Here is a 15,026-nt window from a genome sequence, read left to right on the forward strand (position 1 = left end):
TATTTATACTTTCCATTCCAATTTTTCTCAAAATAAAAGGGCATTTAAATGCCCCTCTATTTCCCTAGTGTATATAATATTTTATCTAGCTTCTCTAATTGTTCTTCATTAAGCAAAGGTCTTATGCTATTTAACTTTTTTAATATCTCTTCATATTCTTCTTCAGTCATATCCTTTTTCATATCTTCATTGACCTTAATTATTTCTAAAAATATCTCCTCTTCTGATTTATCAGTATAAGTATCTTTAAAAGTTTCTATTTTTTCCATCTGTTCTTCATCAAAAGTAAAATCCTGAAAATCCTCCATAATTTCCTTTATTTTATCATCATTATACACATGAACACCTCCTATATATCCTAATTTAATCTATGCATTTTAACTAATATATATAACCATATAAAATTGGAACTTTTATTAAAACTATTGCATAAAATAAAATAGTATAACATTAGATTGTAAAAGGAGGTAATTAAGTAGAGAATGAATATTGGAATAATACTTTTAATACTCATTTTATTTTACAAAAATAAGGGAAAAACATTAAGCATTACACCTAATGAAGAACAAACTACATCTTCTGAATTCGAAAATGATACCTTAATATTAGATATTGATTACACTAAAGAAAAAATAGATCTAATGAAAAAAATTGGTGTTTTCTTTCCTGAAAAACTTATAATTCCTATAAATAAAGCTATATTCATTAGTGAAAAAACTATAAAATTATATGAAACTATGGAATTCATCAGCACCCCTAAAATTTCCTACATAGAAAAATCTGTACCTGTCGAAAATAACAAGGAAAGATTAAGTTACATAATAAATACTATTCAAAGGGAGTTTCCAAAAGAAAATATACAAAATATAGCTCTTATGCTAGATATAATCATAAACATAGATAAGTATAAAAGTATGCTTAGTAGGTTAAATGCTCTTATTTCTAATCCAAATAGTCTACAGGATCCAGATAAACTTTTCCAATTATTAGAACCTATGATGGAAGGTAAAGATGAAAAAGAAAAAGATAAAATAAAAGAAATAGTCAAACTACTAGGTGTTATGAAAGATAATTATAAACAATCAGAGAAATAGTCACCAAAAAACAGTATAGTAAAATTTTACTATACTGTTTTTGGTAATAATTCACAAATAGTTTAAATTTATTAAGATCTATCTTCTAAAAGAAATTGTATCATTCAAAAATAAAAAATACTAAAAAATTATTTATTAAAAAGAAGTTGCTCATTAAACACTTTCACTTTTTTAAATATTGAATTAAATTTTTAATGTCCCATGGCAAATCTGCTTTAAATTCTTTAAACTCTTTGCTTCTTGGTAATTTAAAACCTAGATAGTAGGAGTGTAATGCTTGTCTATCTATATATTCACTAGGTTTATAATACAATGTATCCCCAATAATAGGATGACCAATATAACTTAAATGAACTCTTATTTGATGGGATCTTCCTGTAATTAGTTGTATATCCAATAAAGTAGCATTTCTATATCTTTCTATTACCTTATATTTAGTTACAGCTTTTTTCCCATCTTTAGTAACTATTCTTCTAATACCTCCCTCTTCTTCCCTACCAATAGGTAAATCTATTACCCCTTCATCTTTTTCTACTATACCTGAAACTACTGTCATATATCTTTTTTTAACTTGATTTTGTTCAAACTGTAAAGCCACCTGCTGATGGGCAAAAGAAGATTTTGCTACTATTAATATACCAGAAGTATTCATGTCTAATCTATTTACAAATCTAATCTTTCTTTTTATTCCTTTTTGATTAAAATAAAAAGCTACTCCATTCAAAAGAGTACTTTTTTGATGACTCTTAGTAGGATGAACTACCATAAAGGGAGGTTTGTTAATTATCAATAAATCTCTATCCTCATATATAATATCCAACGGCATAAATTCCCCTAAAGTATCATCTTCTTCTTCTGGGATTATTATTGAAATTATATCTCCTGATTTAAGGATTGTATCCTTACTATAAAAACTTCCATTTACAAATATATTTTTTTGCTTATATAATCTCCTAAATAATCTTCCTGATATTTGTTGACTGTATAAAAATTTTTCCAATGTTTTACCACTGTTTTCCACCTTAAATAATATTACATCTTCACTTTCATTAAATAAATCCATTTATACCTCCAAATATAATACCTTTTATTATATAATATAACCATAAACAATTATACCAGATATATAACTTTTTTAAACATAAATAGTGTGGAGGGGAATCTTTTGACAAATAACAACCAAAGTATTATTAATATAATTGCTAATAATAATCCAGAATCACAGAAAATACATAAATTATTAACAAATAAATTAGAAAAAAAAGGATTTATTATTCCCAAAAAATATAATAATAATGCAGAACTTAATATATGTATTGGTGGGGATGGCGCCTTTTTAAGAGCAGTTCATCGTTATAACTTTACAAGCATTCCTTTTATTGGAGTAAATACTGGACATTTAGGCTTCTTCCAAGAAGTTCTTCCAGAAAATATAGATATCTTTATAGAAAAATATATTCATAAGGATTTTGTAGTTGAAAAAATATTTTTAGTAAAAGCAAAAATATATACCAAAAATGAATCATTTGAATTGTATGGAATAAATGAAATTGTAGTAAAAGGAACTAAATCTAAAGTAGTTCATCTAGAAATATTTATAGATGGAAATCATTTAGAAAAGTTTTGTGGTGATGGAGTAATTATATCTACCCCTGTTGGCAGTACAGCATATAATTTTTCTAGCGGAGGTAGCATTATATATCCATCTTTAAAAACCTTACAATTAACTCCACTTTCCCCCATTAGCTCTAGAGCTTACCGCTCTTTACTTAATAGTGCAGTTATACCAGGGGATTTGATAATAACTATAAAACCAGAATATAGATATGAAAATTCCATATTAATTGTAGTAGATGGAGTTGAATATAAATATGATGATATAACTAAAATTAACTTCATAATCCCAGAAAAAACTATATCTAGATTAAACTTAGATAGAAATATGTATTGGAACAACTTAAAAAGCAAATTTTTATAAAAATAAAAAATCCTCCCAAACAAAGGGAGGACTTTTACTATATCAATCTATCCATCTCATCTACTAATTTACCAAATACTTCTAATGCACTATTTACTGGCTCTTCTGTAGTCATATCTACTCCTGCAGCCTTTAATACATTTATAGGATAATCTGAACTACCACTTTTTAAAAAGTTGATATATCTTTTTACTGCTACTTCTCCTTCTTCAAGTATCTGTTGAGATATAGAGATAGCAGCCGAAAATCCTGTTGCATACTGGAATACATAATAATTATAATAAAAATGAGGTATCCTAGCCCATTCAATAGCTATTTCATCATCTACTACTATGTTAGGACCATAATACTTTTCATTTAATTTTTTATAAGTATCACATAAATAGTCGGCTGTTAAAGCTCCTCCATTTTCTACATACTCGTATATTATCTTTTCAAATTCTGCAAACATAGTTTGTCTATATACTGTAGTCCTAAATTGTTCTAAATAGTGATTAAGTAAATACAACTTCTTTTCATCATCTTCTATATTTTTTAACATATAATCCAATAATAATGCTTCATTAGCAGTGGAAGCTACCTCTGCAACAAATATACTATATCCAGCATATATAAAAGGTTGATTCTTTTTTGAAAAATAAGAATGAATTGAATGTCCCATTTCATGAGCTACAGTAAATACTGAATCTAATGTGTTGTGATAATTAGTTAGTATATATGGATTTGAATCATAAGCTCCTCCTGAATAAGCTCCAGATCTTTTACCTGGATTTTCATATACATCTATCCATCTATTTTCAAATCCTTCTTTTACTACATTTAAATATTCTTCTCCTAAAGGATGTAATCCTTTTAATATTAACTGTTTGCCTTCTTCATAAGGTACATTAAATTCTACATCCTTAACTATTGGCGTATATAAATCATACATGTGCAGCTCATCTACACCTAAAGCTCTCTTTCTTATATCCATATACTTATACATGCTATTTAAATTATTATGAATAGAATTTATTAAGTTTTCATAAACGGATATAGGTATATTATTTCTATCTAGTGAAGCTTCTATACTCGAATTGTAATTTCTCACCTTTGCATTAAATATATTTTTCTTTATATTACCATTTAAAGTTTGAGTATAGGTATTTTTAAAATTTTCATAAGTATGATAAAGACCTTCAAAAGCTGCTTTTCTTACATTTCTATTCTTGCTTTCCATAAGGGGAATAAAATTACTTTGAGTGATTTCTATTTTATTTCCTTCTTCATCTTTTATAGTCGGAAATTTTATGTCTGCATTATTTAACATGGAATATATCTGTTGAGGTGAATTAGCTATCTCACCCATTTGTGCTAACAATTTTTCTTCTTTTGCTGATAATACATGAGATTTTTGTCTTAATATATCATCTAAATGATGTTTATATAGCTTTAATTCTTCTTTCTCTTCATAATAAGCTTCTAATGTTTCTCTATCTATTTGTAATATCTCTGGAACTACAAAAGAAAGCCTTTCCTCTATTTGAACATAAGCTCGCAATGCTTTATCTAATAAAGCCTGACTTTCCCCTACTCTTGTATCTTCATCTAACTTCATACTAGCATAAGAGTATACTTTGGATATAATTCTATATATTTTGTCTCTATCTCTTAGTGCACTAAATAAAGTTTCACCAGATTCTCCAATTTTACCCCTATAATTTAAAAACTCTTCAGCTTTTTTTACAGCAACTTTTAAATCTTCTTCCCACTCTTTTTCGTCTTTATACATAGATTTCAAGTCCCAAGTATACTCTACAGGAATATCCTCTCTTTTTTTAAATATTATTTTCTCATCCTTCATAATTAAAACTCCTTTCTATTTTTATTCAATATTATTCAAGGTCTCTATAATTATGTTTCTTGCTATAGGTGCTGCAGATTTTCCACCAGTTGTTCCATCCTCTTCTAGCACAATGGCTATAGCAATTTTAGGTTCATCTGCTGGAGCAAATCCTATAAACCAAGCATGAGTTTTCCCTGATGAATTCTCTGCAGTACCTGTTTTCCCTGCAACTCTTATATTTTTTATACGAGCATTGGTCCCAGTACCTCTTTTAACTACTTCCACCATCATATTCTTTACTTCATTGGCAGTAAACACATCTGTACCTTTAGATAAAACTTGAGGATAATTTCTATCTACAACTTTACCTTCCGGTGAAATGACCTCCTGTACTAATATAGGTTTCATAATTTCTCCTTTATTTGCAATACCCGAAGCTATCATTGCCATATTTAAAGGAGTAACTAGTACTTTCCCTTGTCCAATACTTGCAGCAGCAATATCCGTTTTACCTATATCCCCTTTATAAGGAAAAGTAGACTTAGCAGTAGGTAAATCAAAGGGTATGGAACTATTTATCATAAATTTATCTGCTACCTCACCCATTTTATCTTTTCCTATCTCTGTGCCTTTTTCTGCAAAATAAGAATTACAAGATTTTACCAGTGCCTTTTCTAAATTTACATTTCCATGAGCTTTTCCACCATAATCCTTAAGAACATACCCATCTATTTTTGTACTACCTTTGCAATTATAATTTAAATCTAAGCCAGGAGTCTCCAGAGCTGCTATAGTTGTTATTACTTTAAATACTGAGCCAGGAGTGTACAATCCCGATGTTACCCTATTTAAAAAAGGACTATCTTCATCTTCCATTATATCATTCCAATTCTCTTTAAGGGTAGAAGAATTAAAATCTGGCATACTAACCATAGAATAAATTTCCCCCGTAGTTGGATTCATAACCACTATAGCCCCTTTTTTATCCTTTAACATATTTCTAGAATACTCTTGTATGTGATGATCTATAGTAAGTTTTAATGTGTTTCCTTCTGTATTAGGAATAACAATATTTTTCAACTCATTTAAGGGGGTACTTTCAGATATATTTAATAATGCATTATTATATTCTAATTCCAAACCAACTTTACCATATTCTCTATAACTATAACCGATTATGTGACTATAGAGATTTCCATAGTTATATACTCTTTTATACGCATCTCCACTCTTTTCACTATAAGCCAATATTTTACCATTCCTATCTATAATAGAACCTCTTAATATCTTTTCTTCATTAATCCATAATCGTTTATTGTAACTATTTTTAACTATTTTGTCAGCTTTAAATACTTGAAAATAGCTTAAGTAAACAATCAAGCTTACAAATAATATACAAACTACGACCAATATAGCTATAATTCTTTTAAGCTCTTTCTCCATATCTTTTCTCCCCCACATCTAAGTCCTCTGAAGCTACCTGTAAAATTCCCAATGCTATAAAACTAGATATCATAGAACTTCCCCCGTAGCTAACAAAAGGTATGGTAATTCCTGTAAGAGGAATCATGTTAAGAACTCCTCCAAATATTATAAAAGATTGAATTCCAAATAATATGCTTATACCTAATGCAACTATCCTAAAAAATTTATTTCTTTGACTTATAGCAATTTTAAATCCTCTATACACTAATATTAAGAATAACATTATAATCCCTATACCAGTGAATATTCCCATCTCCTCGCATATTGCAGAAAATATAAAATCCGTATGTACTTCAGGAATAAAATCTGGATGCCCTAGCCCAATTCCAGTACCAAAAAAACCTCCAGTAGCAATAGCAAATAATGATTGGGTTATTTGATATCCTTTGTTGTCTATATATTTCCATGGATCCATCCATATTTCAAAACGAATCCTTACATGATCAAATAAAAAAAATCCAGCCACTCCACTTATAATAAAAAATAACATATTATACCATAATAATTTCCTATTTTCCTCGTATATAAATTGAAGAGCCAAAAATATAGCATAAAAAATTAGTACTGCACCTAAATCTCTTTGTAAAAATAAAAAAACAATAAACACATAAATTATGCTCATTAAATAATAAGGACCATATTTTTTTTCTTTATATTTTTCATAGTTAGTATAATAAGCACTTATAAGAAATATAGTCAAAATTTTTATTATCTCAGTAGGTTGAAAACTAAATCTACCTAATTGAATCCAATTTATAGAGCCTTTTTTTCTGGTTCCTAATAATAAAGTAATCACAAACAATCCAATAGAAAGTATTGCATAAATTTTAGTCCAATTTTCCCAACCCTTTATTTTCTTTACCAATAGATAAGTTGTAAAAAAAATTATAATCCCTATACCTGCCCATATTACCTGTTTCATTCCTAAAGTAGAATCTATCCTATATATCATTATTACTCCAATGCTTATGAGCATAGTCACTATTAAAAATATATAATTATCACCAGTAGATACACGGAGCAATATAAAATTAGATATATATATAATGAATATAAGACTAACGGCTGATATCATTGTAAATTTATCAATATTCTCCTTGTCATGTACAAATAGCAATAATAAAGCCATCAATTCAAATAATACTAATAAATTTCTTGGTCGTTTATAGCTAACTTTTTTATTTAAAATCATTTCAATCTACTCCCTATTCACATATAAAAATTCCACTTGCCCAACTTTTATTCTATCTCCATTTTTTAATTTTACTACATCACTTATTTTTTCACCATTTACATAGGTTCCATTAGAACTATTTAAATCTTCTAAATAAAAATCCCCTTCATCTTCCACTATTTTTAAATGTCTTTTAGAAATATAAGGATCCTTTAATATTATCTGATTATTATTTCCCCTTCCCAAAGTAACTTCACCTTTTAATGGATAATATTCTTTAACTTTAAAAGGTAACGAATCCTTTCTATTGATTAATTTTAAATATATGTTATTATCTACATTGTTATCAATATCTATCCCCTTTATATCAAGATATATAAGACGTATTATACTTAACATGAACATATATATAATTATAATGAATATATATTTAAATATCATTGATAATATATCATACATGTAAACAAGCCCTCCAACATTTATTCTATATTCTATCCAAGTAAATGTTATCACAAACCTTTAATAATGTGAACAAAATTTATAATATAGTTTCTATTTAATTTTTAATAAAAATTTGATAGTATATACATATATAGTTGATAGGAGGAAATTATATGGAAAAAAAATTAAAACGTTCACGTAATGACAGAATGATAGCTGGAGTATGTGGAGGAATAGCAGAATATTTCAACATAGATCCAACAATTGTTCGAATAATATGGGTATTATTATGTTTTGTACCTGGATCACCAGGACTTTTAGCTTATTTGATATGTGCATTAATAATTCCTGAAGATGATGGAGTTATATATCAAGATGAAAAAAATAATATAAACCCTAAAAATACTGCTTTATTTATAGGTCTTGCCTTAATAATTATAGGTGGAGCTATGTTAATGAAAGTAATATGGCCTCAATTTGCATTTAAAATTATGAACATTGGCAAATATTGGCCAGTATTATTAATTATTTTTGGTCTTTATATAATAATAAATCAAACCAATAAAAAATAAATAGGGCTACTTCACAGTTATTCTATTAATTTAAGTAATAATTAATTGCTTTTCCAAACTACTTTTTTATAGTTTGTCTTAGATTAAATTGTATCTTTTGAGATATGCTTTTAATAAGATGCCTCCTTATTGTTAAGGAGGCATCTTATTAAATAGGGGAATTGTAAAAACTAATATATCTAAGATATTTATTTATTTTTTTATGAAGAAATCCATATAATATCATTTTTATTGCTTAATCTTCAATTAAATGCTAAAATTAATAACAAATCAATTCCTTATTAACACTAAAAATTATAATTTTGAAAGGATGATTACATGAAAGATTATGGTATTTTTGATATATTAGGTCCTATTATGATTGGACCTTCCAGTTCTCATACAGCTGGAGCTGCCCGTTTAGGTAAAATGGCTAAAGAAATAGCAGCTGATGATTCCTTTTATAAAGTTGTATTTTATCTTCATGGCTCTTTTGCAAAAACTTATAAAGGTCATGGTACAGATCGAGCCCTTGTAGCTGGAATTTTAGGCATGGGACCTTCTGATGAAAGAATAAAAAATTCATTAAATATTGCCAAAGAGAAAGGTATAGAAGTTGAATTTATAGAAAAAGATTTAGGATATGAGCATCCAAATACTGCTAAAATCATCTTTTCTTATCATGATAAAGATGATTTTTATATAATTGGTTCATCTATAGGAGGAGGAAATATTTTAATTACCAATATAAATGGAAATGAAGTAGAATTCTCTGGAAATTATCCAACTATTTTTGTAAAATATAAAGATCAAAAAGGAACTATAAGCAGGATCAGTTCCATACTTGCTAAAGAAGATGTAAATATTGCTACTATGAAAGTATCTAGAGAAAGAAAAATTGCAACTATGGTAATGGAAATAGACAATCCTATAAAAGATAGTATAATAGATAATATAGCAAATTTAGATGAAGTTATATATATTACAGGTATTAATCCTATAGGGAGGTAAGCAAATGTTTAATAAGGGTTCTGAACTTTTAAATTTATGTAAATCAGAAAATAAAAAAATATGGGAAATAATTATTCAAAAAGAAATAGAAGAAACTCAAATTTCTTATGAAGAACTTATGGAAAATATGAATTCAATATTAAATGTAATGATAAATTCTGCTAATGCTGCATTAGATAAAGAAATTACTTCTGTTAGTGGACTTATTGGTGGAGATGCGAAAAAAATGGAAGATTATAAAAACACAGAAAATACTATTAGTGGCTCAATTATAATTTCTGCAATAGCCAAAGCATTATCTACTTCAGAAATTAATGCTTCTATGGGAAAAATTGTAGCAGCACCTACTGCTGGTGCTTCAGGAATACTACCTAGCGCTATTATATGTGTAAAAGAAAAATTTAATTTAACTAATGAGGATATGATTCATGGATTACTTACAGCATCAGGAATAGGAGAAATAATTGCTAAAAACGCTACCATATCTGGTGCTGAAGGAGGTTGTCAAGCTGAATGTGGAGTTGCAAGTAGTATGGCAGCAGCTGCTTTAGTAGAAATGGTAGGTGGCAGTGTAGATGCTTGTTTCAATGCTGCATCTTTTGCTCTATTAAACATAATGGGGTTAATTTGTGATCCTATAGCTGGACTAGTCGAATTCCCATGTGCATTACGTAACGCTTCAGGAGTAGTTAATGCCATGATATCAGCAGATTTGGCTTTAGCTGGAATTAAATCTATAGTTCCTTTTGACGAAGTAGTAGATGCCATGTATAAGGTAGGTAAAGCTATGCCTGAATCATTAAAGGAAACTGCCTTAGGTGGTGTTGCTGCAACTCCAACAGGTGAAAAAATAAAAAAACAAATCTTATAAAAATAACTATCTTTTTTGGTGCCAGGCACCAAAAAAGATAGTTATTTTATCTAATACTTATATATTTCCATTTATCAGTCTTAAATCTTAAAGTTATTAATGCCCATCTCACAAACTGATCACAAAACATGGCATACCATGCTCCTAATAATCCTAATCCTAATATATTTATAAAAAGATGTGCTAATGCTACTCTAACAACCAAAACGCTGAAAAATATAGCAATTAAAGTCCAAACTGTATCTCCTGCACCTCTTAATCCTCCAGATATTACAAGCTGAGATGATTGAAAAGGCTGCATTATAGCTATTATTTTTAGTATTTTTGTTGCTTGAGCTATTACCTTTGGATCCTTAGTATATAAACTAGCTACAAAAGAACCAAAAAAGAAAAATAAAATACCAATTGCTATAGCTATAACAGTCCCTATTCTTCTGCTAGTTTTAATATATTCTTCTGCCCTATCTGGATCATCAGCTCCTAAACTCCTACCTACCAGAGAGGAAGCTGCTATTCCAAATGCTTGTCCAGGAGTAAATGTAAGACCAGATATATTTAAGCATATTTGATGAGTAGCATAAGCTACTGTGCCTAAAGAAGAAACCATTCGTACAAATATTAAAATTCCAACTCTAAAAGCTATTTGTTCCAGGGACGCTGGAACACCAATTTTTACTAAATTATAAATTATATCCTTATTAAATTTAAATTTATTCTTTAAATTTATCTGTATTATAGTATCCTTTTTAAATATATATCTTAATAACATCAATGTTGCCACAAATTGAGAAAAAGTTGTAGATATTGCTGCACCAGTTACTCCTAGCCTAGGAAATCCAAGTAATCCATATATGAGTAAAGCATTGCCTACTACATTTAATGTATTCACCTTTAAATTTATACTCATAGGAGTTTTAGTATCTCCTGCTCCCCTTAATACAGCATAAATAGAAAAATTAAAAGCTTGAAATATAATACCTACCACTATAATTTTAAAATAATTTCTACCATACATCAATGTATCTTCATGGGCACCTATAAATTTCATTATTTGGTCAGTATATTTTAACCCTAATATAAAAATAGGTAATACCAACAAAATTTGTGTTAATAAAACCACGTGTCTAACTACAGATTCTATCCTATCTTCCTTTTTAGCACCTACATAACGAGCAACCATAGCTGTTGCTCCTACATTTAAAGATTGAACTAGTGATAAAGCTATAAATACAAGCTGATTAGTAATTCCTACAGCTGCAATAGATGCTGCAGCTTCAGTTGGATCGTCAATCCTTCCTAACATCATCATATCTACCATTCCAAATAATGTGCCTAAAAAAACCTCTACTAAAACAGGTCCTGCTGTTTTAAGTACTATATCACGAATTGTTTTTTTATCACAAGATTCATCCACAATAACCACCTCTTGTAAATAATTTCGATACCCTAAATATTATAACATAAATCATATATAAATCAAATATATCATAAACGCTTTTTTATTTAAAAAAGAGACTATAAACCGCAGTTTATAATCTCTTATTGATGTACTTTCTTAATTTATAATTTATACTTTATTTTCTATATTTTTCTTTCATATATTTATCAATGCCTTTAGCTGCTTGCTTTCCTGCTCCCATGGCTAATATTACAGTAGCTGCACCAGTTACAGCATCTCCACCTGCAAATACGCCTTCTCTTGAAGTTTGTCCATTTTCATCTGTTGTTATGCAACCTCTATCATTTACATTAAGACCGTGAGTTGTAGCTGAAATTAATGGATTTGGTGATGTACCTAATGCCATTATCACCGTATCTACATCAAATTCAAATTCTGAACCTTCTATTGGTACAGGTCTTCTCCTTCCAGAAGCATCTGGTTCACCTAACTCCATTCTTTGACATCTAATAGCTTTTACCCACCCATCTTCATTGCCTATTATTTCTACAGGACTAGTTAAAAATTCAAACTTAATTCCTTCTTCCTTAGCGTGGTGAACTTCTTCTACTCTAGCTGGAAGCTCTTTTTCTGTTCTTCTATATACTATCCAAACTTCAGCTCCTAATCTTAAAGCTGTTCTAGCTGCGTCCATAGCGACATTTCCTCCACCTACTACAGCAACTTTTTCTCCAACTTTAATTGGCGTATCATAATCATCCCTATATGCTTTCATAAGATTATTTCTAGTCAAAAATTCATTCGCTGAAAATACACCATTTAAGTTCTCTCCAGGAATTCCCATAAACTTAGGAAGTCCTGCTCCAGAACCAATAAATACTGCATGGAATCCTTCTTTTCCCATTAAATCATCTATAGTTACAGTTTTCCCTACTACAACATTTGTTTCTACTTTAACTCCTAATTTTTTTAAATTTTCTACTTCATGGCTTACAATTTTCTTTGGTAATCTAAATTCAGGGATACCATACATTAACACCCCACCTGGCTCATGAAGAGCTTCAAATATAGTTACATCATATCCTTCCTTAGCTAAATCACCAGCACAAGTAATACCTGCAGGACCAGAACCTATAACTGCTACTTTATAGCCATTTTTTTCTTTAGTTTTTCCAACCTCTATTCCATGTTCTCTTGCCCAATCTGCAGCAAATCTTTCAAGTTTACCTATGGATACGGGATCTCCTTTTTTTCCAAGAACGCAAACCTTTTCACATTGTTCTTCTTGAGGACATACCCTACCACAAACAGCTGGAAGAGCAGTATACTCTGCAAGAACATGAGCAGCTTCTTCAAATTCACCTTCTGCTATATGTTTAATAAATCCTGGTATATGAATACTTACTGGACAATTCCCCATACAAGGATGATGTTTACAGTTTAAACATCTTTTAGCCTCTTTTATAGCTTCTTCTTCAGTATACCCTAAGCAAACTTCGTCAAAATTAGTTGCTCTCTCTTTTGGATCCTGTTCTGATATGGGTACTCTTGTGAATCTATCCATTATTCCCCACCTCCCTGTTGGTCTAACTTGCACTTTTCTTCATATTCTTTCAATTTCTTAAGTTCTTCATCTTTATATTGAGTTTGTCTTTTTAGAGCTTCATCAAAATCAACAAGATGTCCATCAAATTCAGGACCATCAACACATGCAAATTTAGTTTCATTACCTACTGTAACCCTACAAGCACCACACATGCCTGTACCATCAACCATTATTGGATTAATACTTACTATAGTTTTTATTCCTAACTTTTCAGTAAGAAGAGATACAAATTTCATCATTATCATGGGCCCAATTGCTATACAATAATCATATTTTTTCCCTTGATTTACTACTAATTCTTCAATAAGTCCAGTAACCATCCCATTAAATCCATAACTACCATCATCGGTAGCAACATAAAGGTTACCAGCTACATCCTTTATTTTATCTTCAAGAATTATTAAATCCTTAGTCTTAGCACCTACTATTACATCCACATCAATTCCATGTTCATGGAACCATCTTACCTGAGGATATACAGGTGCTGCTCCAACTCCACCAGCTACAAATAAATATTTTCTTTTTTTAACCTCTTCTATGTCTTCATTAACATAATCAGATGGATTTCCTAAAGGTCCTACAAAAGCCTTAAAATAATCTCCTTCATTGAAACTTACCATCTTTCTTGTAGAACAGCCCACAGCTTGAATAACTATGTTAACTGTCCCTTTTTCTTTGTCATAATCACAAATAGTTAAAGGAATTCTTTCCCCAACTTCGTCAGCTATTACAATCACAAACTGACCTGGTTTTGCAGATTCTGCCACTCTAGGAGCTAAAACATCCATTGAATAGATGTCAGGGGCAAGTTTTCTTTTTTCTACAATCTTATACAATTACAACTCCTCCCTCATTAGATATTGTCATTTTAAATTATATAGTATTTCTTTGTAATTAAACATACTAAATGCAAATATCGTCATATATTAACGATACTACCATAATAAATATATCATACTTCTTTCCCATAATTCAATATATATTATTATATAAATTTAATTTCACCATCTTTGGATTTATCTATAATAGCTAATGATTCTAATCTAATACCCCTTTCCCTTAAATTTTTGCCTCCTTCTTGAAAACCTTTTTCAATTACTACACCTATTCCAACTAAATTACAGCCACTTTGCTCTAATATATCTATTAGCCCTTCCATTGCCTTACCTCTAGCCAAAAAATCGTCTATTAGCAAAATATTTTCTCCTTCTTTTAAAAAACGTTTAGCTACTCTTATTGTGTAAGACTTATTTTTTGTATATGAATATACAGTACTTTCATATACATCTTCATCCATTGTTTTTGAATCAGTCTTTCTTGCAAACACCACTGGTACATTAAAATATTGAGCAGCAATAACTGCAATAGCAATACCAGAAGTTTCAACAGTTAAAATCTTATCAATTTTTTCTCCTCTAAATCTTCTTTCAAACTCTTTACCAATCTCATTTAACAACTCTACATCTACTTGGTGATTTAAAAAACTATCAACTTTTAATATATTACCTTCTTTTAATACTCCATCTTTTAAAATTCTTTGTTTTAATAGCTCCATATATCTTCCTCCAAATTTATAATCTTAATTAAAATT

15 protein-coding genes are annotated in these 15,026 nt (G+C 29.2%); 5 read left to right on the forward strand and 10 right to left on the reverse strand.

Annotated elements, in window-relative coordinates:
* Positions 1–56 precede the first annotated feature (56 nt).
* The gene (locus JL105_RS06205) at positions 57–338 is read right to left on the reverse strand and encodes a hypothetical protein (protein ID WP_132028896.1); all 282 of its coding nucleotides are present in this window, start codon (positions 336–338) and stop codon (positions 57–59) included.
* 144 nt (positions 339–482) lie between these two features.
* On the opposite strand from JL105_RS06205, the gene JL105_RS06210 reads away from it, so the two are divergent.
* The gene (locus JL105_RS06210; RefSeq protein ID WP_132028893.1) at positions 483–1,094 is read left to right on the forward strand and encodes a hypothetical protein; all 612 of its coding nucleotides are present in this window, start codon (positions 483–485) and stop codon (positions 1,092–1,094) included.
* 163 nt (positions 1,095–1,257) lie between these two features.
* Here JL105_RS06210 and JL105_RS06215 read toward each other — a convergent pair whose 3' ends face one another.
* Positions 1,258–2,157: an RluA family pseudouridine synthase gene (locus tag JL105_RS06215; protein ID WP_132028889.1), complete on the reverse strand. Its 900-nt coding sequence runs from the start codon at positions 2,155–2,157 to the stop codon at positions 1,258–1,260.
* 102 nt (positions 2,158–2,259) lie between these two features.
* On the opposite strand from JL105_RS06215, the gene JL105_RS06220 reads away from it, so the two are divergent.
* A complete protein-coding gene (locus JL105_RS06220; protein ID WP_132028886.1) occupies positions 2,260–3,072 on the forward strand; it encodes an NAD(+)/NADH kinase in 813 nt (270 codons plus the stop codon).
* Positions 3,073–3,109: 37 nt separating this feature from the next.
* On the opposite strand, the gene pepF is transcribed toward JL105_RS06220, so the two are convergent.
* From pepF to JL105_RS06240, 4 genes are read right to left on the reverse strand one after another with little or no spacing between them, the layout of a single operon-like run.
* Positions 3,110–4,915 (reverse strand): oligoendopeptidase F, encoded by a 1,806-nt coding sequence (gene pepF, locus JL105_RS06225; protein ID WP_132028883.1) that lies wholly within the window; start codon positions 4,913–4,915, stop codon positions 3,110–3,112.
* Between the two features lie 21 nt (positions 4,916–4,936).
* Positions 4,937–6,340 carry a peptidoglycan D,D-transpeptidase FtsI family protein gene (locus JL105_RS06230; RefSeq protein WP_132028880.1) on the reverse strand — a complete coding sequence of 468 codons (1,404 nt, stop codon included), beginning with the start codon at positions 6,338–6,340 and terminating at the stop codon, positions 4,937–4,939.
* Positions 6,324–7,574 carry an FtsW/RodA/SpoVE family cell cycle protein gene (locus JL105_RS06235; RefSeq protein ID WP_337907426.1) on the reverse strand — a complete coding sequence of 417 codons (1,251 nt, stop codon included), beginning with the start codon at positions 7,572–7,574 and terminating at the stop codon, positions 6,324–6,326. Before JL105_RS06235 ends, JL105_RS06230 begins: the two co-directional genes overlap by 17 nt.
* A gap of 6 nt (positions 7,575–7,580) precedes the next feature.
* Positions 7,581–8,015: an FHA domain-containing protein gene (locus JL105_RS06240; protein ID WP_132028876.1), complete on the reverse strand. Its 435-nt coding sequence runs from the start codon at positions 8,013–8,015 to the stop codon at positions 7,581–7,583.
* Between the two features lie 155 nt (positions 8,016–8,170).
* On the opposite strand from JL105_RS06240, the gene JL105_RS11550 reads away from it, so the two are divergent.
* The 3 genes from JL105_RS11550 (at position 8,171) to sdaAA (ending at position 10,430) form a co-directional block, all read left to right on the forward strand.
* Positions 8,171–8,569 (forward strand): PspC domain-containing protein, encoded by a 399-nt coding sequence (locus JL105_RS11550; protein WP_132028873.1) that lies wholly within the window; start codon positions 8,171–8,173, stop codon positions 8,567–8,569.
* A gap of 318 nt (positions 8,570–8,887) precedes the next feature.
* On the forward strand, positions 8,888–9,559 hold the full coding sequence (sdaAB, locus tag JL105_RS06250) for an L-serine ammonia-lyase, iron-sulfur-dependent subunit beta (protein ID WP_132028870.1): 672 nt from the start codon (positions 8,888–8,890) through the stop codon (positions 9,557–9,559).
* A 4-nt stretch (positions 9,560–9,563) separates the two neighbouring features.
* Positions 9,564–10,430 (forward strand): L-serine ammonia-lyase, iron-sulfur-dependent, subunit alpha, encoded by an 867-nt coding sequence (gene sdaAA / locus JL105_RS06255; RefSeq protein WP_132028867.1) that lies wholly within the window; start codon positions 9,564–9,566, stop codon positions 10,428–10,430.
* A 46-nt stretch (positions 10,431–10,476) separates the two neighbouring features.
* On the opposite strand, the gene JL105_RS06260 is transcribed toward sdaAA, so the two are convergent.
* The 4 genes from JL105_RS06260 to JL105_RS06275 form a co-directional block, all read right to left on the reverse strand.
* Positions 10,477–11,844, reverse strand: a complete 1,368-nt coding sequence (locus JL105_RS06260) for an MATE family efflux transporter (RefSeq protein WP_132028864.1) — start codon at positions 11,842–11,844, stop codon at positions 10,477–10,479.
* Between the two features lie 160 nt (positions 11,845–12,004).
* A complete protein-coding gene (gene gltA, locus JL105_RS11615) occupies positions 12,005–13,393 on the reverse strand; it encodes an NADPH-dependent glutamate synthase (protein ID WP_132028861.1) in 1,389 nt (462 codons plus the stop codon).
* Positions 13,393–14,271 (reverse strand): sulfide/dihydroorotate dehydrogenase-like FAD/NAD-binding protein, encoded by an 879-nt coding sequence (locus tag JL105_RS11620; protein WP_132028858.1) that lies wholly within the window; start codon positions 14,269–14,271, stop codon positions 13,393–13,395. Before JL105_RS11620 ends, gltA begins: the two co-directional genes overlap by 1 nt.
* A gap of 149 nt (positions 14,272–14,420) precedes the next feature.
* Positions 14,421–14,990: a xanthine phosphoribosyltransferase gene (locus tag JL105_RS06275; RefSeq protein WP_132028855.1), complete on the reverse strand. Its 570-nt coding sequence runs from the start codon at positions 14,988–14,990 to the stop codon at positions 14,421–14,423.
* Positions 14,991–15,026: the final 36 nt, after the last annotated feature.

It is taken from the genome of Keratinibaculum paraultunense (genome assembly GCF_016767175.1).
Classification (GTDB): Bacteria; Bacillota; Clostridia; order Tissierellales; family Tepidimicrobiaceae; genus Keratinibaculum; species Keratinibaculum paraultunense.